General features: G+C 34.4%; 19 protein-coding genes. 16 read left to right on the forward strand and 3 right to left on the reverse strand.

What is annotated here, in order from left to right; all coding sequences use genetic code 11:
* The first annotated feature begins 98 nt into the window (after positions 1 to 98).
* From MUA40_RS06710 to brnQ3, 14 genes are all read left to right on the forward strand, one after another.
* Positions 99 to 1,526, forward strand: coding sequence for a S41 family peptidase (locus MUA40_RS06710; protein ID WP_126496160.1), 1,428 nt, complete (start codon positions 99 to 101; stop codon positions 1,524 to 1,526).
* Between the two features lie 5 nt (positions 1,527 to 1,531).
* A complete protein-coding gene (locus MUA40_RS06715) occupies positions 1,532 to 2,038 on the forward strand; it encodes a GNAT family N-acetyltransferase (protein WP_016425069.1) in 507 nt (168 codons plus the stop codon).
* A 9-nt stretch (positions 2,039 to 2,047) separates the two neighbouring features.
* Positions 2,048 to 3,118: an undecaprenyldiphospho-muramoylpentapeptide beta-N-acetylglucosaminyltransferase gene (locus MUA40_RS06720; RefSeq protein WP_016425068.1), complete on the forward strand. Its 1,071-nt coding sequence runs from the start codon at positions 2,048 to 2,050 to the stop codon at positions 3,116 to 3,118.
* Positions 3,119 to 3,130: 12 nt separating this feature from the next.
* Positions 3,131 to 3,745, forward strand: a complete 615-nt coding sequence (locus MUA40_RS06725) for a phosphatase PAP2 family protein (protein WP_016425067.1) — start codon at positions 3,131 to 3,133, stop codon at positions 3,743 to 3,745.
* 267 nt (positions 3,746 to 4,012) lie between these two features.
* Positions 4,013 to 4,690, forward strand: coding sequence for a response regulator transcription factor (locus MUA40_RS06730; protein WP_016425066.1), 678 nt, complete (start codon positions 4,013 to 4,015; stop codon positions 4,688 to 4,690).
* The gene (locus tag MUA40_RS06735) at positions 4,687 to 6,051 is read left to right on the forward strand and encodes a HAMP domain-containing sensor histidine kinase (RefSeq protein WP_016425065.1); all 1,365 of its coding nucleotides are present in this window, start codon (positions 4,687 to 4,689) and stop codon (positions 6,049 to 6,051) included. The genes MUA40_RS06730 and MUA40_RS06735 overlap by 4 nt, the downstream gene beginning before the upstream one ends.
* Positions 6,052 to 6,150: 99 nt before the next feature.
* On the forward strand, positions 6,151 to 8,937 hold the full coding sequence (locus tag MUA40_RS06740; RefSeq protein ID WP_016425064.1) for a 2-oxoglutarate dehydrogenase E1 component: 2,787 nt from the start codon (positions 6,151 to 6,153) through the stop codon (positions 8,935 to 8,937).
* Between the two features lie 14 nt (positions 8,938 to 8,951).
* Positions 8,952 to 10,223, forward strand: coding sequence for a dihydrolipoyllysine-residue succinyltransferase (sucB, locus tag MUA40_RS06745; protein ID WP_167732783.1), 1,272 nt, complete (start codon positions 8,952 to 8,954; stop codon positions 10,221 to 10,223).
* Positions 10,224 to 10,458: 235 nt separating this feature from the next.
* A complete protein-coding gene (locus MUA40_RS06750) occupies positions 10,459 to 10,695 on the forward strand; it encodes a hypothetical protein (RefSeq protein WP_016425062.1) in 237 nt (78 codons plus the stop codon).
* Positions 10,696 to 10,757: 62 nt separating this feature from the next.
* The gene (locus MUA40_RS06755) at positions 10,758 to 11,582 is read left to right on the forward strand and encodes a VOC family protein (RefSeq protein ID WP_016425061.1); all 825 of its coding nucleotides are present in this window, start codon (positions 10,758 to 10,760) and stop codon (positions 11,580 to 11,582) included.
* Between the two features lie 6 nt (positions 11,583 to 11,588).
* Positions 11,589 to 11,792 carry a DUF6501 family protein gene (locus tag MUA40_RS06760; RefSeq protein WP_016425060.1) on the forward strand — a complete coding sequence of 68 codons (204 nt, stop codon included), beginning with the start codon at positions 11,589 to 11,591 and terminating at the stop codon, positions 11,790 to 11,792.
* Positions 11,793 to 11,886: 94 nt separating this feature from the next.
* The gene (locus MUA40_RS06765) at positions 11,887 to 12,687 is read left to right on the forward strand and encodes an ATP-binding protein (protein WP_126496157.1); all 801 of its coding nucleotides are present in this window, start codon (positions 11,887 to 11,889) and stop codon (positions 12,685 to 12,687) included.
* A gap of 11 nt (positions 12,688 to 12,698) precedes the next feature.
* On the forward strand, positions 12,699 to 14,594 hold the full coding sequence (locus tag MUA40_RS06770; protein WP_262569275.1) for a nitric oxide reductase activation protein NorD: 1,896 nt from the start codon (positions 12,699 to 12,701) through the stop codon (positions 14,592 to 14,594).
* 109 nt (positions 14,595 to 14,703) lie between these two features.
* A complete protein-coding gene (gene brnQ3 / locus MUA40_RS06775; protein WP_016425057.1) occupies positions 14,704 to 16,050 on the forward strand; it encodes a branched-chain amino acid-like transporter carrier protein BrnQ3 in 1,347 nt (448 codons plus the stop codon).
* Between the two features lie 70 nt (positions 16,051 to 16,120).
* Here brnQ3 and MUA40_RS06780 read toward each other — a convergent pair whose 3' ends face one another.
* The 3 genes from MUA40_RS06780 to MUA40_RS06790 are packed head-to-tail and all read right to left on the reverse strand — an operon-like array spanning position 16,121 to position 18,219.
* Positions 16,121 to 17,296: a toxic anion resistance protein gene (locus tag MUA40_RS06780; protein ID WP_016425056.1), complete on the reverse strand. Its 1,176-nt coding sequence runs from the start codon at positions 17,294 to 17,296 to the stop codon at positions 16,121 to 16,123.
* Positions 17,293 to 17,934: a 5-bromo-4-chloroindolyl phosphate hydrolysis family protein gene (locus MUA40_RS06785; protein WP_016425055.1), complete on the reverse strand. Its 642-nt coding sequence runs from the start codon at positions 17,932 to 17,934 to the stop codon at positions 17,293 to 17,295. The genes MUA40_RS06780 and MUA40_RS06785 overlap by 4 nt, the downstream gene beginning before the upstream one ends.
* 12 nt (positions 17,935 to 17,946) lie before the next feature.
* Positions 17,947 to 18,219 (reverse strand): acylphosphatase, encoded by a 273-nt coding sequence (locus MUA40_RS06790; protein ID WP_016425054.1) that lies wholly within the window; start codon positions 18,217 to 18,219, stop codon positions 17,947 to 17,949.
* 161 nt (positions 18,220 to 18,380) lie between these two features.
* Here MUA40_RS06790 and msaA point away from each other — a divergent pair, with 161 nt between their 5' ends.
* Positions 18,381 to 18,689 (forward strand): regulatory protein MsaA, encoded by a 309-nt coding sequence (gene msaA / locus MUA40_RS06795; RefSeq protein ID WP_126496154.1) that lies wholly within the window; start codon positions 18,381 to 18,383, stop codon positions 18,687 to 18,689.
* 181 nt (positions 18,690 to 18,870) lie between these two features.
* Positions 18,871 to 19,071: a cold shock protein CspA gene (gene cspA, locus MUA40_RS06800; RefSeq protein ID WP_014613945.1), complete on the forward strand. Its 201-nt coding sequence runs from the start codon at positions 18,871 to 18,873 to the stop codon at positions 19,069 to 19,071.
* Positions 19,072 to 19,194: the final 123 nt, after the last annotated feature.

A 19,194-nucleotide genomic window follows, 5' to 3' on the forward strand; every position in this document is an offset into this window, starting at 1 on the left:
ATATCTTTCCACATATGCGTTTTAAGGGTGCGGACGAGCAATGTCTCACCCTTTTTCCTTTGAAAAATCAGAAAATCAAATAAGAAGGTGAAATACGATTGAGTACGTCTAACAACAATAAAAAGCCAAAACGTTACATATCTTTAAAAACCTTTATTTTAAGTATCCTACTCACTTTTGTTTTAACGGCATTAGTTATTGCAGGGGGATTTTTTTACTACAACCATGCATCTCAAAACCAAAAAGTGACTGCGAATGCCCAAAAACTAAGTGATGTATACGAGTTAATTGCGAATGATTATTATAAAAAGCAAGATAAAGATCAACTTCTCAATGACGCAATTAAAGGCATGACTAAAAGTTTAAACGATCCATACACTGAGTATTTATCTCAAGATGAAACTAAATCTTTCCAAGAAGATGTTTCTGGCGATTTTGTCGGGATCGGTGCTGAAATGCAACAAAAAGGAAAACAAATTATTATTACAAGTCCAATGAAAGATTCACCTGCTGAAAAAGCGGGCATTAAACCAAAGGATGAACTATTAGCAATTAATGGTCATTCGACTAAAAACAAAGCGCTCAATGCTATTATTCCTGAAATACGCGGTAAAAAAGGAACTGAAGTCAAACTGACGATTAAAAGAGGCAATGACACAAGAGATATTACGGTTAAAAGAGATAAGATTCATGTAAAAAGTGTCGAATACAAAAAACATGGACACATTGGCGTGTTTAAAATTAATAAATTCCAAGAAGGCACTGCAGGAGAACTTAAATCTGCCATTCAGCAATCACAAAAAGAAGGTGTCACACAAGTATTATTGGATTTAAGAAATAATCCTGGCGGCTTGTTGGACGAAGCTGTAAAAATGGCAAATATTTTCCTTGATAAAGGAGAAACTGTCGTCAAACTCGAAAAAGGCAATCAAAAAGATGCTGTTAAAACCGCAAACCAACCGTTAGATCATATTAAAGATATGAAGGTTTCAATCCTATTAAATGAAGGTTCAGCGAGTGCTTCTGAAGTATTCTCAGGTGCGCTACACGACCATCATATTGCCAAAATTTATGGTACAAAATCATTTGGTAAGGGTATCGTACAAACAACACGTGAATTTAAAGATGGATCTTTATTGAAATTTACTGAAATGAAATGGTTAACACCTGATGGTCATTATATTCACGGTAAAGGTATTAAGCCAGATGTTCCTGTTAAAGGTGCAGACTATGAAAATATAAAACCCATTCCGACAGATAAAACTTACCAACAAGGTGACCACGATAAAAATATACGGTCAATTAAAATTGGAATGAAAGCCTTAGGTTATTCAATAGATGCAGTGGATGAATCATACGATGCGCAATTAACGACTGAAATTAAAGCATTTCAACAAAAAAATCACATAGAGGCAAATGGGATGTTTAACGAAGAAACAAATCGTCTATTTACAGAAAAGCTGGTTGAAAAAGCAACGCGTGAAGATCCTATGCTTGAACAAACGCTAAAGAAACTTGAGGAGTGATTTCATTGATCAGAAAAGCAACATTACAAGACCTTAATCAAATCGAAGCTTTAACAGAAGAAGCAAAACAACTAATGATTGAGGATAACAATCCACAATGGGATCATCGTTACCCACTTAAAACCCATTTTAAAACAGATATTGAAATGGGCGGCCTATACGTTTATGACGATTCAGAAATTAAAGGTTTTATCGTCATTGACCAAAATGCACCAGATTGGTATGATGCGCTTGAGTGGCCCATTGATAAATCGAATGCTTATGTCATTCATCGCCTTGTCGCATCGCCACAATATCGAGGGATTGCGCAACAACTAATGCAATTCGCAATGGACTTGGCAGAATCACATCATGTTCAAATTTTGTTGACAGATACATTTTCACAAAATGAACGCGCACAAGGATTGTTCAAAAAATATGGTTTTGTCAAAACTGGTGAAATGACAAGTACTGAGTTTCCTTTTGATAAAGGTAAACCATTTTATGCATATTATAAAAATTTAACAGAATAGAGGGTTAATATGGTTAAAATTGCATTTACAGGTGGCGGAACTGTTGGACATGTGTCGGTCAACTTGAGCTTAATTCCAGCTGCAATCGAGAAAGGACATGAGGCATTTTATATTGGTTCGAAAAAGGGAATAGAACGTGAAATGATTGAATCGCAATTGCCCCAAACACCTTACTATGTCATTTCTAGTGGTAAATTACGGCGCTACTTTTCTTTTGAAAACTTAAAAGATGTCTTTAAAGTGTTAAAAGGAATTTTAGATGCACGTAAAGTCTTAAAACGCGAAAAGCCAGACATCGTTTTTTCAAAAGGGGGCTTTGTCTCCGTGCCAGTTGTATTAGCTGCAAAATCATTAAAAATACCTACAATTGTTCATGAATCTGATTTAACGCCGGGTCTAGCTAATAAAATTGCAATTAAGTTTGCCAAAAAACTTTATACAACATTTGAAGATACGTTAAAGCATGTTCCGAAAGATAAAGCAGATTTTGTCGGGGCTACCATTCGAGAAGATTTGAAGCACGGCAATAAAACACGTGGTTATCAATTAACTGGATTTAATCCAAACAAAAAAGTGTTACTTGTGATGGGCGGCAGTATGGGAAGCCTTAAAATAAACGAGGCCATTCGTCGTCATCTTGATACATTGCTTGAAACTTATCAGATTATTCATTTGACTGGTAAAGGCTTAGTCGCGCCACATGTCCAAACTGAAGGTTATGTACAATTTGAATTTGTTAAAGATGATTTAACAGATTTACTTGCAATTACAGATACCGTCGTTTCAAGAGCGGGTTCAAATGCGATTTATGAATTTCTAACATTACGTTTGCCAATGCTTTTAATCCCATTAGGCCTTGATCAATCACGAGGCGATCAAATTGATAATGCGCAATATTTCGAAAAGCAAGGTTATGCTACTATGTTAGATGAGTCCGAACTCACTAGTGAAACATTGATGGCAGCGCTCAATGAAATTGAAAAAAATAGAGCTCAATATATTAACAATATGGAGAATTTCACTGAAAGTTATACTAAAGATGATTTACTTGAAAAAATAATTCATGATGCACTTGGTTAAGGAGGTTAGTTCATGTCACATTGGAAGCGAATTTCACTTTTACTCATTTTTACACTGATATTTTCAGTGATTGCCATGTTTCATGAATCGCGCTTAGGCAAGTGGATTGATAATGAAGTTTATTCATTTATTTATTCTTCAGAGAGTTTTATATCGACTTCTATCTTTTTCGGTGCGACTCAAATCGGTGAAGTATGGGCAATGATTACATTATCACTCATTGTCGTAACTTTACTTATGCTCTATAAATACAAAATTGAAGCGCTCTTTTTTGCACTGACTATGATAATGTCCGGCGTGACGAATCCAATACTTAAAAATATATTCGATAGAGAACGACCAACTTTGTTACGACTCATTGATATATCAGGTTTTAGTTTTCCAAGTGGACATGCCATGGGTGCAACAGCATTTTTTGGAAGTTTAATGTTTGTTGCACACCGTATTTTAAAAGGGAAATCAAAAGCTTTTGTTATTGGTGCGAGTGCACTATTTATCATTTTGATTTCTAGTTCTCGTGTCTATCTCGGTGTCCATTATCCAACTGACATCATTGCAGGAATTATAGGCGGTGTGATTTGTATTTTACTGTCTCAACTCATCCTACGTAAACAATTGAATTTATAAAAAGCAACAAAGCCGCCGCAAATGAATGCGACGGCTTTTATTTAACGTTTAATATCAACGAATTTTTATACGGGCATATAAAAGGGGATATTATTGAAAATGACTCAATCTCAAGAACGAATTGTAGTGGGGGGTCGTTGTGATTGATAATCATTTTCAATTACATTATAACTCATTGAGAATGATTGTCAATTAAAAACGCAAAATTTTTTAAAAAACTTTCCCGTTTTATAGTTTTAGCATATGATTATGGAAGAGGTGACAAGCATGAAAAAAGTACTCATTGTAGAAGATGAAAAAAACTTAGCTCGCTTTATTGAATTAGAACTTAAACATGAAAATTATGATGTAGAAATTAGAAATGATGGCGCTTCAGGATTGAATCGCGCTTTACAACATGATTTTGATCTTATTTTATTAGATTTAATGTTACCTGAAATGGATGGTTTAGAAGTTTGTAAAAGATTGCGTACGCAAAAAGATACGCCTATCATTATGATTACTGCTAAAGGTGAAATAGAAGATAAAGTCACTGGGTTAGATTATGGCGCTGATGATTATATTGTCAAACCTTTTGAAATTGAAGAATTATTAGCAAGGAGTCGTGCATTGATACGACGGTACACAGATGAGCATTCAGCTAAATCAAATGTGATAGAAATAGATGGCATCAAAATAGATAAAAATGCTTTCAAAGTATGGTATGAAAATGAAACTCTCGAACTCACTAAAACCGAATTTGATTTATTATTACTTCTTGCAGAAAACAAAAATCGCGTCTTGCATCGAGAACAAATTCTTGATCATGTTTGGGGTTATGAATCTGAAGTCGAAACAAATGTAGTAGATGTATATATTCGATATTTAAGAAATAAATTGAAAAAAATCGATAAACAAAAGCTAATTGAAACGGTTAGAGGTGTAGGATACGTGATCAGACAATGAAACAATCGACACTAAAAACCAAATGGACATTTGTGACGACACTCATTACGTTTCTTATCATTTTCATATTTTGCTTACTCATTATTTATGCAATTAGTAGTTTACTCAAGCAAAATGAATTTCAAAAAGCAGAAAGAAGTGCAGATGATCTTTACAATCTTTTAGAAACAAAACCGGTAAAAAATATTACAGCTTTAGAGTATAGCTCCGTCACAGATAGCTATCAAAAAGTCATTCTTTATGATGAACACGGACATAAATTATTAGAAAACTCAAATACAACGAATATCCAGTTCTCACCACCTTTTCACCCTCACGAAACTCGAAACATTAAAATTATACGAAATGACAAAGGGGCTTATATTACTGTTTCTAATCCTGTAGATACGGGTCACTTTAAAGGGTATGCAACAATTGTTCACTCTCTTGATGTTTACGATGATTTACTCAATTTTATTACTTACTTGGCACTTATATTTGGTTTTATCGCATTATTTGTAACCGCATGTATCAGTTATTTCTTTTCATCGCAAATCACACAACCGATTAATATTATTACTGAAAAAATGACTCAAATTAGACGAAATGGGTTCCAAGAGAAACTTGAGGTACCTACGAATTACGAAGAAACAGATGCGCTCATTGATACATTTAACAGTATGATGGTCAAACTTGAAAATTCGTTTAATCAACAAAAACAATTTGTTGAAGATGCTTCACATGAATTGCGCACACCGTTACAAATCATACAAGGCCATCTCAATTTAATTCAGCGCTGGGGTAAAAAAGATCCTGACATATTAGAAGAATCATTGAATATTTCATTAGAAGAAATGAATCGAATTACAAAACTTGTCGAAGAATTGTTACTGTTAACTAAAGATGACTCACGCTTAACTGATAACCAAACGGAAAAAGTAGATGTAAACGAAGAAATTAAAAATCGGATACATTCTTTACAACAAATTCACCCAGACTATCAATTTAATTTTTCATCTAATTTAGATTTTATCTATTTAGATATTAATTCATTCCATCTAGAACAAATACTGTTAATCTTTCTCGATAACGCAATTAAATATGATACGCAAAATAAGCATGTATCAATAGCAACAAAACTAATTAACAACCAAGTCTTAATTAAAATTACAGATAGGGGAATGGGCATACCTCAGGCAGACCAAGCACATATATTCGATCGTTTCTATCGTGTTGATAAATCTCGGTCCCGCCAACAAGGTGGAAACGGACTCGGTTTATCTATCGCACATAAAATGGTCAAACTATATAACGGTCGTATTTCAGTCAAAAGTGAAGTGGGCCAATTTACAACATTTATCATCAGTTTCGATTCATTATAATAACTATAATTATCCAATTTTTTGCCTTTAAATGTTCACATTTTAATGCTATTATTGACCTGTAAGCGTTTTTATTTTTTTAAATGTGGAGGGTGGATTATGAAGAACGATAAACAGGTGACAGAGGCACCTGTAAACTTTGGAACAAATTTAGGATTAATTTTAGAACTTTATGATCAATATTTAGATGATCCTAGTTCTGTTACTGAAGATTTACAAGTTCTCTTTAGTACAATTAAAGACGGTGAAGCAACAGTTTCATCAACATATCAATCAAGCTCAGGGGATAGCACAATAAAACGTGTTATGCGATTAATTGATAATATTAGACAGTATGGTCATTTAGAGGCTGATATTTATCCTGTAAACGCGCCTCAACGTACGAATATTCCTAAATTAAATCCAGAAGACTTTAATTTAGATCAACAAACACTTGAGGGCATCTCAGCAGAAATCGTTTCTGACCATTTTAAGGATATTTATGATAATGCGTATGAAGCCATAGTGAGAATGGAAAAACGTTACAAAGGTCCTATTGCTTTTGAATATACACATATTAATAATAATAAAGAACGTGTATGGCTGAAACGTAGAATTGAGACACCTTATAAAGCAAGCCTCAACAAAGAAGAAAAAATTAAACTATTTAAACTTCTCGCACACGTAGAGGGGTTTGAGAAATACCTTCACAAAAACTTCGTAGGTGCAAAAAGATTTTCAATCCAAGGTGTAAATACCCTCGTGCCTATGATCACTCAAACAATTAAACGTGCAGCAGAAGAACAAATTACAAATATACAAATTGGTATGGCACATCGCGGGCGTTTAAATGTGCTAACCCATGTACTTAAAAAGCCTTACGAAATGATGCTTTCTGAGTTTATGCATACTGATCCGATGAAGTTTTTACCTGAAGATGGCAGTTTAAAAATCACTTCAGGTTGGACAGGAGACGTGAAGTATCATTTAGGTGGCATTAAAACAATTAAAGAACACGGCTTCGAACAACGCATCACATTAGCAAATAACCCTAGCCATCTTGAAGTTGTGGCACCTGTTGTCACTGGACGCACGAGAGCCGCACAAGATCGCACTGATGGCTCAAGTCAAATTAAGACAGATCACAATAGTGCAATGCCAATCATCGTGCATGGTGATGCTGCTTATCCGGGGCAAGGTGTCAATTTTGAAACAATGAACTTGGGTAACTTGAATGGTTTCTCAACTGGAGGTACTTTGCATATTATTACAAATAACCGTATTGGTTTTACAACCGATCCAGAAGATGGCCGTTCAACAACTTATGCAACAGACGTCGCTAAAGGTTATGACGTTCCAATACTACATGTGAATGCAGATAATGTAGAAGCTACAATTGAAGCTATCGATATTGCTATGGAATTTAGAAAGACATTCAACAAAGATGTCGTTATTGATTTAGTAGGTTATCGTCGTTTCGGTCACAATGAAATGGACGAGCCAACACTTACAAATCCATTACCATATAAAGAAATTAAAAAGCATGACACTTCAGAAGTCATTTACGGTCAACAATTGGTGGATGAAGGTGTGATTAGTCAAGATGAGATGGATGAAGTGATTGAAGGCGTACAAAAAGAAATGCGTCAAGCACACGATAAAATCGATAAAAAAGATACAAATAACAATACTGACATGGCAATGCCTGAAAGTATTGCAAAACCGTTAGCGAATAATGATTCTGAATTATCGCTTGAAAGATTAAAAGAAATTAATGAAGCAATGCTTACTTATCCTGAAGCATTTAATGTCTTTAAAAAGTTAAATCGTATTCTCGAACAACGTAGAGAACCTTTTGAAAAAGAAGGGGGGCTCGTGGATTGGGCACATGCTGAGCAACTGGCTTTTGCTACAGTGATGCAAGAAGGAATCCCAATTCGTATGACAGGTCAAGACTGCGAGCGTGGTACATTTAGTCATCGTCATGCAGTATTACATGATCAAGAAAACGGAGAAACATACATTCCGTTACAACATGTACCTGATCAAAAAGCAACTTTTGATATTCATAATTCACCATTATCAGAAGCTGCTGTAGTTGGCTTTGAATATGGATACAATGTAGAAAATCCATCATCTTTCAATATTTGGGAAGCACAATTCGGTGATTTTTCAAATATGGCACAAATGTATTATGATAACTTTATTTTCTCAAGCAATGCAAAATGGGGAGAACGTTCAGGATTGACATTCTTCTTACCACACGCATTTGAAGGGCAAGGTCCCGAACACTCATCAGCACGTTTAGAACGCTTCTTACAACTAGCAGCAGAAAACAATATGACAGTATGTAACTTATCAAGTTCAAGTAACTATTTCCATTTGTTACGTGCACAAGCAGCAAGCTTAGGCACAGATGCGATGAGACCTTTAGTATTAATGTCACCGAAAGGCTTGTTACGTAATAAAACCGTTGCACAGCCTATCGATGCATTTACAAGTGGTGGATTTGAACCTATTCTTGCGGAAAATCACGACGCAAATAAAATTAAAAAAGTCATTTTAGCATCAGGAAAAATGTTTATTGATTTGAAAGAACGTCTAAAAGAATCACCAAACGATGAAATTTTAATTGTCGCTGTTGAAAGACTTTATCCATTTCCAAAAGAAGAAATTGAGTCGCTATTAAAAACATTACCAAAACTTGAAACCATTGCATGGGTTCAAGAAGAACCACAAAACCAAGGTGCATGGTACTTTGTTCACCCTATTTTAAACGAACTTGCAGGGGATCAATATCAACTCATTTATCACGGCAGAAAACATCGTGCTGCACCTTCTGAGGGTGATGGAGAGATTCACAAACTTGTTCAAAATATCATTATTGAAAATAGTTTAAATATTTAGGGGGCATATTTAAAATGGCAGAGGTAAAAGTTCCAGAGTTAGCAGAATCAATTACAGAAGGTACCATTGCAGAATGGTTAAAACAAGTAGGTGACACAGTTGAAAAAGGTGAAGCCATACTTGAACTAGAAACGGATAAAGTAAACGTTGAAGTCGTTTCTGAAGAAGAAGGTACAATTCAAGAATTACTTGCAGAAGAAGGCGATACCGTTGAAGTCGGTCAAGCAATCGCTGTTGTAGGCGAAGGTGGCGCAAAAGCATCAAATAAAGATGATTCTAAAAAAGAAACATCGTCAAAAGAAAAAGATGATCAACAAGAAAGCCCGTCTAATCAAAAAGCAGAAGAAAAATCAGATAAACAAAATGAAGTCGCACAAACAGCTTCAAATGAACGAATCAATGCCACACCGTCAGCAAGACGCGCTGCACGTGAAAAAGGCATCAGTTTGAGTGAAGTGAGTCGTAAAGCGAACGATGTTATTCGTAAAGAAGATGTTGCTCGTGGCCCTCAAGAACAACAAGCAACAAAATCAGCAGATAAGCAAAATGAATCAAAACCACAAGCACCACAAAATCCGAACAAACCAGTGATTCGTGAAAAAATGAGCCGTAGAAAGAAAACTGCAGCTAAGAAATTATTAGAAGTGAGCAACAATACAGCAATGCTGACAACTTTCAATGAAGTTGATATGACAAATGTTATGGAATTGCGTAAACGTAAAAAAGAAAAATTTATGGAAGACCATAATGGTACTAAGTTAGGCTTTATGTCATTCTTCACAAAAGCTGCAGTTGCCGCTCTTAAAAAATATCCAGAAGTTAACGCAGAAATTGATGGCGACTATATGGTAACGAAACAGTTTTATGATATCGGTGTGGCCGTTTCTACACCGGGAGGATTATTAGTACCAAACGTTCGTGATTGTGATAAAAAGAACTTTGCAGAGATTGAAGAAGAAATTGCACGCTTAGCTGCAAAAGCACGTGATAATAAACTCTCTCTTGATGATATGGTCAATGGTTCATTTACCATTACAAATGGTGGTATCTTCGGTTCAATGATGTCAACACCAATTATTAATGGTAACCAAGCTGCTATACTAGGTATGCATTCTATTATGACAAGACCGATTGCAATCGATAAAGATACGATTGAAAATCGACCAATGATGTACATTGCTTTAAGTTATGATCATCGAATTATCGATGGAAAAGAAGCTGTAGGTTTCTTAAAAACGATTAAAGAACTGATTGAAAATCCTGAAGATTTATTATTAGAATCTTAAAAAGAAACGACTTTACACATTAAAATACAACGGTGCATGGACGCCGTTGTATTTTTCATTTGATTAACTTAACAAATTTCATTGCTATCATGCTATTCATAACATCGAATAGTGAAAAATGATTGACATTCGTCTTTAAATTAGGGATCCTGATATATTCAATTGTCAATACATATCCAAACGATGCGATATACGTTACAATAAAAGATAGGCGCATTAAGAAAGGAATTGACAAATGAACCGTAAATTAATAGTGCCTGTTTTAACAGTGGGCATTTTCCTAATTTTAATCAATATAGGGCTGATGATTGCAAGCCTAGTTGGTTCTATTCATTACTATCCTATTTTCCAAACGATAGGCTTAGCACTACTTGTACTATATGGTTTTGACATGATGAAATACAGTCATGCGAAATCCATATATTTATGGGCAGGAATTCTTTTTATTGTGTTTGGTATTTTCTTTAAATAATAGCGGTACCTTAACTTTAAGATGAAATCCAAAACGGACTTAAGAAAGAAGGAGAATCATTTATGTCTCATATCCGAAGTATTACACTTGCGACTGAAAATATAGACAAAACGATTGATTTATTTCATAATGTGTTAGGAATGACTTATCAAAAAAAGAATAACACTGTTCAATTTGGTGATGCAGCTATTAATCCAGGAACAAGAATACAATTTGTTGAAGTGAATCAACCTATTCAACAAGAGCATCAGCATTTTCAACTGATTGGATTGCGTACACCTTCAGATGAAGGAATTCGGGAATATGAAGATATTTTTCATCAACATCGTCTTGATTATCAAGAACCCACATTCATGAATGGTCATTCACATCTCGCTTTTTATGATTCCAATGAACAACGATTTGACATTTTTTCAAACGAAAACAATACGGGTGTGGGTCTAGGCATACCAAATGAAGAGAGTACCGTTAATCCACTTCATCAACTTCAAGGTGTGGGCCCAGTAATTATTAAAACGAATGAGTTGATGATTACGATTGCTTTATTAACGCAAATATTTAATTTTGAAGTTTTTGCAGAGTACGTGACACCGCAAACACAAATACGCACAGTTGTATTACAATCTCAAAATGGTGGCTTAGGCGCTGAAATTCACGTATTCGAATCAGCAGAAACCGTAATACTGCCAGAATATGGCATTGTAGAGCAAGTCGAATTTACTGCACAAAATATGTCCGAATTTAATGATGCGATTAATAAATTAAAAGCGCATCAAATGCCTTACGAAATTTTAAAAAATGATCAACAACATACACGTTCTATTCGGATAAATGATGCGAACGGTATTTCATATATCTTAACTTTAGAACAACAAGAGGAAGGATGAAATTAGATGTTACACGAAACTTGGAAAGAACAAACACCTCAAAAGCAAGTTAAAGTCATTCATACAGATGCAAAGAAATTTACAGTAAGTGATATGTTAACGATTGGCAATACATATCCAGTCGTTAATGAAACAGAAGAGTATTATCAAATAATTGATAATTCTGGTCATGTCGGTGGATACTATAAAACTTATTTTGAAGAAGTTTAATACAAGCAGACTTAGAAAATAGATGTGATAAAAAGCGGGGGTATCTTTTTACTCACGTCTTTTTTCATGCACTGAATTAGAAAGGATTTTGGGAATGATAAAAGAACAATTTACAAGTTATATAAACTCAGATGAAACGGTATTAGGAGATGCTGAAAAATTATTTGCTTTAAATAAAAACATTTTACTTAAAGGACCAACAGGATCTGGTAAAACTAAATTAGCCGAAACATTAAGTCATATCACTCAATTGCCTATGCATCAAATTAACTGTTCTGTGGATTTAGATGCTGAAAGTTTACTCGGCTTCAAAACAATTAAGACTTCAGAAGAAGGGCATCAAGAAATTGTCTTTATTGATGGGCCAGTCATTAAAGCGATGCGTGAAGGGCATATTTTGTATATTGACGAGATTAATATGGCCAAACCTGAAACACTACCGATTTTAAACGGTGTTCTTGATTATCGAAGACAACTTACGAATCCTTTTACTGGTGAGGTCATCAAAGCCGCACCTGGATTTAAAGTAATTGCCGCAATCAATGAAGGGTACGTCGGTACATTACCCATGAATGAAGCTTTAAAAAACCGCTTTGTAGTCATTAATGTGGATTATATCGATGGCGATACATTGCATGATGTCATTAAAGCACAAAGTCTTTTGCAAGATGACCGATTAATCCATCAAATTATTAAATTTAATGAAGATCTGCGCACGATGACACAACAAGGTCAGCTTTCTGAAGAGGCAGCCAGTATACGTGCTTTAATTGATATGAGTGATTTAGCAACAGTGATGCCAATCGAAAGAGCCATACAACGTACCATTATTGATAAATTAGAAGATGAACGTGAGCAACAAGCGATAATGAATGCAGTAGAACTTAACTTTTAGAGGGTGATTTGATGAGCGATCGTTTTATCATGTTTAATGATGAACAACTTGATGCAATGAAAGTGATGATGCTCCAAGACCTTGCAAGGTTGTTACTGAAAAATGAAGACACGCAAGTAAAAATTCATAAATTTCCATATTATGACGCTATCCAAAATGAAGTAATCTGTAGTTCTTTTTGGGCACATCGACCTAAAACCATCGAACATACAGGTCTGAAAACTGATATTTTACTTGCAACGTACAGTTATTTTCATATGGATCCACAAGTGGTCAATGAAGTTTTAAATAATGAAGAAGGCTTTAAACATCCTAAACTGTATCGTCAATTATTTAAAATGATTGAGGAAATGCGTATTTTAAACTTAATCATCAAACAACGACCGATGACACAACGGATGATACAAGTCAGAAAGCAGATTCGCAAACAGTATTGTGAGTCACAAATCAATGTATACCGCACTAAAACATTATTCACTGACTTACTGTTTCTAAATTTAGAATTATCATTTTTACAAGATGATTTCTACACTGTACCGGATATTCACGTTGAGTTAGATGGCATATTAAATAGAATGTATCAATATCTACCTGATGCTTTTCAACTTCGTTCTAGTGAAGAGACAATGTACCTCGTACAAAGGATTATGTTTCAAGTGGACGACTGGCTCAGTGAAGATATGCTCAATGAATATTATCATATTCCCCGGCATATTTATGAAGCTTTATCAAATCTTACACTTGAAGATTTAAAGCGGACAGATGCTGCACAAACAGATGGCCATCGAGATGAAGAAGAGGAAGAGGAAGTTGAAGCAGAGCAGATCGAGTCTAAATATGCAGATAGCGACACTGCTGGCGGCACCTATCTCGAAATGGAATTACATGAAGGTGAAAATAGTGAGGTGTTAAGTGATAATGACACCGCAAGAGAAGGCGATAGTACGGACGATATGACTGATATGATTAGTAAAAAGGGACGCGGCTCTAAAGATACGAAAGAAAATGAAGAAGGTGGCGAACAAGGTCCATCGAACCAATTACTCAGTTTGTCGGGCATCAATCAATATGTTGATATTAAGTGGAATGTACCGGATATTCAACCTGAATATTTCGAGGCATACCGTCAAGTTCAGAGTGAAGTGCAATATGAGATAAAAGATTTAATTCAAATTATTAAAAAAACTATCGATCGTGAGTACCAAGATGTTCGCACGCATCTTACTAAAGGACGTTTACAACGTAATTTAGTGAATTGGTTTATTGATGATCAATATAAGCTTTTTTATAAAAAAGCTGACCAGAGTCGAACATTCGATGCGACTTTTACATTACTCATCGATGCCTCAGCGAGTATGCACGACAAAATGGAAGAAACGATTAAAGGGGTCGTGCTTTTTCATGAAACTTTGAAATCTCTTAATGTTAAACATGAAATTTTAGCGTTTAATGAAGATGCTTTTGAAGCAGATGCTGAATATCAGCCTAATATTATTGATGAAATTATTCATTATCACCAATCTACGTTTAATACAGAAGCGCCAAGAATTATGTCATTAACACCTCAAGATGATAATCGTGATGGTGTAGCTATACGAATTGCGAGTCAACGCTTATTAACACGTTCAGAGCAACAACGATTCTTAATTGTATTTTCTGATGGTGAGCCTTCTGCCTTCAATTATAGTCAAGATGGAATTTTAGACACTTATGAAGCTGTAGAAATGGCACGTAAACTAGGAATTGAAGTTTTCAACGTTTTCCTTAGCCAAGAACCTATTACTGAATCTATTGAACAAACCATTCATAACATTTATGGTCAATATGCGATATTTGTGGAAGGCGTTCAACATTTACCGAGTATGTTGTCTCCGTTATTAAAAAAATTATTATTGAAATCATTTTAATACAAAACTTGAAGTTACATTTGTAATTTTCAGAAATTTTATAGACGATGGCAAATTCTTGTGATAGAATGAATCATATTTATTTAAAGGAATTTGAAGGAGTAGCAATATGAATAAAAACACTTTAATCATTGGCTTTATGTTATTTGCCATCTTTTTTGGAGCAGGAAATCTTATATTTCCACCAAACTTAGGCCTCGATAGCGGTCAATATTTTTGGCCATCCATTCTTGCTTTTGTACTAACTGGAATTGGTTTGCCATTACTCGGCGTTGTCGTTGGTGCATTAGATAAACAAGGTTATATCGGAGCAATTAATAAAATACATCCTGCATTTTCAGTTGTATTTTTAGTTTCTATCTATTTAACAATAGGGCCTTTATTTGCAATACCTCGAACAGCTTCAACATCTTTTGAGATGACAGTAACACCAGTTATCCATTCGAGTAATCCTTTGTGGCTATTCATTTTTTCAGTTATATATTTTCTTATTGTTTTATATTTATGTTTGAACCCAGGTAAAATCGTTGACCGTATTGGTGCCATTTTAACACCTTTACTTTTAGTGACAATTATCGCAATGATTGTTAAAGGTTTTATCGACTTTGGTGGCAAACCGCAAAGTAGTGCAAATCCTGAAACTTACACTTCTGCTTTAGGTGGTTTTTCAAAAGGATTTACAGAAGGGTATTTAACAATGGATGCAATTGCAGCGATTGCATTTTCAATGATAGTGGTGAATGCGGTTAAAGCAACAGGCCTTAAACATGCAAATGCCATTTTCAAACAAACAGCAATGGCGGGTATCATTGCGGCAATTGCATTAGCCGTCATTTATATCTCACTTGGCTTTATCGGTAATCACATGATTATCCCTGAAGATACAATGAAACGATTAGTAGATAACGATCAAAATATTGGGGCTTATTTATTAATTACAATGGCGGATGCAGGTTATGGTGCATTTGGTAAATATTTACTAGGTATTATCGTTGCACTCGCATGTTTAACAACAGCTTGTGGATTAGTTGTCTCTGTCAGTGAGTATTTCAATAGCATTTTACCTAAAATCTCTTATAAAGCATATGTTTACATTTTTACTTTAATTAGTTTTGTATTATCAAACTTAGGTTTAAATGCTGTAATCAAAATGTCTATACCGGTTTTACTCATTTTATACCCAATCGCGATTACGACAGTATTGTTAATTTTAATCGCACGTTTTATTCCAACACGACGAATTACGCAACAAATCACTGTGGCTGTTGTCACAATTGAATCTGCTTTAAGTGTTATGAATACAAACGGATGGTTAAAATTAAGCTTTATTGATCAACTTCCTTTACATCAACATTCACTTGAATGGTTTCCAATTGCTGTAGTTACATTAATCATCAGCTATATCATTGGTGCATTTGTAAAAAGTTCTAACATTATCGTTTACGAAAAAGAATAATCGTGAGTCATAATGAAACCACCGCATTCCTATTATGGATGCGGTGGTTTTTTAAATGTTTTCATACTGATTATTGCTGGTTTCTTTGAACTTTAGCTGTCGTCAGTCTTTCTTTTAAGTCACTTTCTAATAGCTTCAAGTCCGCTTCAGCTTGTTGTCTTTTTTGTCTGCCTTCCTCTTGAATTTGTAGCGTTTCTTCAATCGTTTGAATAATGTTATCTTGTGTTGTCTTAAGCGTTTCAATATCAACAATGCCTCGCTCATTTTCTTGAGCAGCTATATTAGCGTTTTGACGCAACATTTCAGAGTTACGTAAAAGCATTTCGTTGGTTGTATCTGTTACTTGCTTTTGTGCAATAGCAGCTTTATGTTGACGTTGTAAAGTAAGCGCGATTGCCATCTGATTTTTCCATAACGGAATACTTGTTAAAATTGAACTTTGAATTTTTTCAGCGAGCGCACGACTCACATTCTGAATCATTCGAATTTGTGGCGCCGATTGTAAAGAAATCTGTCTTGATAATTTCAAGTCATAAATTCGCTTATCTAAACGATCTAAAAATTGCTCCATATCTGCAACTTCTTGAACTTTCATTTGATCAGATGCGCTTTTAGCTTCTTCACGCAATTGAGGCAATAGCGCTTGTTCTATTTCTTTCTTTTTCTGTTCACCAGCTTGAATGTATAAGTTTAAAATATCAAAATAATCTTTATTTTGTTGATACAAGCCATCTAACATTTGGATATCTTTTACTAATAGTGATTTGTTTTTATCGAGTTCTATCGAAATACGATCCACTTGAGCACTTACCGATTGCATTCGTGAAAATAGCTGTTGCATTGAATTTTTTGAACGCTTAAATATTTTCTTTAAAAATGAATCATCCTTTTGAGATAACGACTCAGGATCAACTTCTTTAAGTTTTTTCATCAATTGTTCTAATGTATCACCGATGGGGCCTACATCTTTAGACTGTATTTCATTCAACATTTGATGCGAAAAAGTTGAAAGCTGTGTTTGCGCGTTAGCTCCAAATTTCAATAAACTTTCATGATTTAAAGGTTCGATTTGTGCAGATAAACTATGAATCTTTTGACGATCTTGTTCTGATAAATGTTTATCTAACTCTGACGATGTTTCTAAAGCTTGTACCTGACTTTGAGACGTCATTTCTTGATCAAAAGATTTGAAATAATCATCTAAAGGATGTGCTGTCGCTTCTTTAGAAAGGTCATTTTGTTTCATCGATCATTCTCCATTTCTTTCATATTTCTTTTCTGATACAGCTGATTAAGCTTTATTTCCGTGTCTAGTTGATTATAATCTTGTTCATTAATTTGTTTTAAATCAGCAATCAGCGTACGTTTGACTTCTTCTAATGTAATACGCGTTTGTTGTAATTTTTGTTGTTCTTCTGCTGATTTTAAAGGCATTTTCGCAAGACGTGTGTAACTTTCAACAAGATAAAGCGCATTATCGATATGCGAATAATAAAAACTTTCTATCTTATAAAATTGAAAAGGCCGTTGTTTAACGAGCGCGTTAATCGTACGACTCAAACGAAAGATGTCATTAATCAACTTGAAATCTTGTATAGATCGTACATTAATAAATGTTTTTAAAATTCTTTTGATTTTACTTTGTGCTTGGTTTATTTGATGCACAATATAGCGATAGTCTTTGCGCGATAAATTCATTTCTTGTAAATACGCACGTGATGTGAGTCTTTGTGTTGGAACATAACCCGCAATAAATCCTGTAAAGCCTATCAACATGTCTAAAATAAAATTTAAATCTAAGGCAAAAATACTTGTCAGCAGTGCGATAATAGATACCGGAATACCGACAAAAACACCCCAAATACGAGAAAATATATACTTCATATCCATCTTCCTTTAAGATATCACTTTAAAATCTCTAAAATCTTTTTCTATTTCTAGTTCGTCAACAGAATAGTGTGTAACACTTGAAGCAGGGGAGGCGCCCTTCGATACAGCCTTTGTAAAGCTTTCAAGTTGTGTTTCATTCCCTTGAGCATGAATTTCTACATAATCATCTTTATTTTTTACATTGCCAACGATTTCATATTGCATCGCAAGTCGTTCAGTAAAATATCTAAACCCTACACCTTGCACCCGACCATATACACGGATTAAATAGTGCTTCATTTAACATCACCTCTTACAGTTAATTATAAGGATTTTCAGCCTAAAACTCTAATAATAAAGCTACATCACATGTCGATGATTTAAGTGCTTTAACTTGATTTTTAAATTTAAAAATATTATTTTGGATGAAAGACATTTCTTGTATTTAGGGGGACAATTTCATGTGGGAAGTTGCTAAGATTCGTGCAGACTACGAAGGTTGGTGGTTATTCGATGACTGGCCAGAACACATCGTAGATACACAGAAGTTTGATTCGTACGACGCATTTATACAAGCTTACCAACAGTTGATCCAACAAGCGAAAGGCTGTTATGACAATTACATTGTTGGCAAGCATAATATTTACGCATTTTATAATAATTGTGACATGAACTATTGCGAAGACTGTGAGGAAGATCTTCAAATCTTTTATAGCTATATTACATTAAAAAATGAAAAAATTTATTTAAATTTACCAATAATAGACTAATCGATAAATTTTAAATTCTATATTGCAAATCATGCACAATTGCCTTATAATAAGGTATAAGCAATAGCATTATTCCATATTGCAAAAAATATTTTTTTAGATTATATAAATTAAGAATTAGTATTTTTTGTAATATGCGAATAGCGCATATTGAATTTTAGTCTTGGAGGTTTCACACATTATGAAACAAGGTACAGTTAAATGGTTTAACGCTGAAAAAGGATTTGGTTTTATCGAAGTTGAAGGAGAAAACGACGTATTCGTACACTTCTCAGCTATTAACCAAGAAGGTTACAAATCATTAGATGAAGGTCAATCAGTTGAATTTGAAGTAGTTGAAGGCGATCGCGGTCCTCAAGCTGCAAACGTTGTAAAACTATAATAAATAGATGCAATATTGACTTAGAAAAACAGTGAAGCATACTTCACTGTTTTTTTGTGGTTGTATATTTTTAACGGTTGGTGAAATATTCACTGACCGTTATTTTAATTTTTGATATTAAAA

This window comes from Staphylococcus schleiferi, from assembly GCF_025558325.1.
Classification (GTDB): domain Bacteria; phylum Bacillota; class Bacilli; order Staphylococcales; family Staphylococcaceae; genus Staphylococcus; species Staphylococcus schleiferi.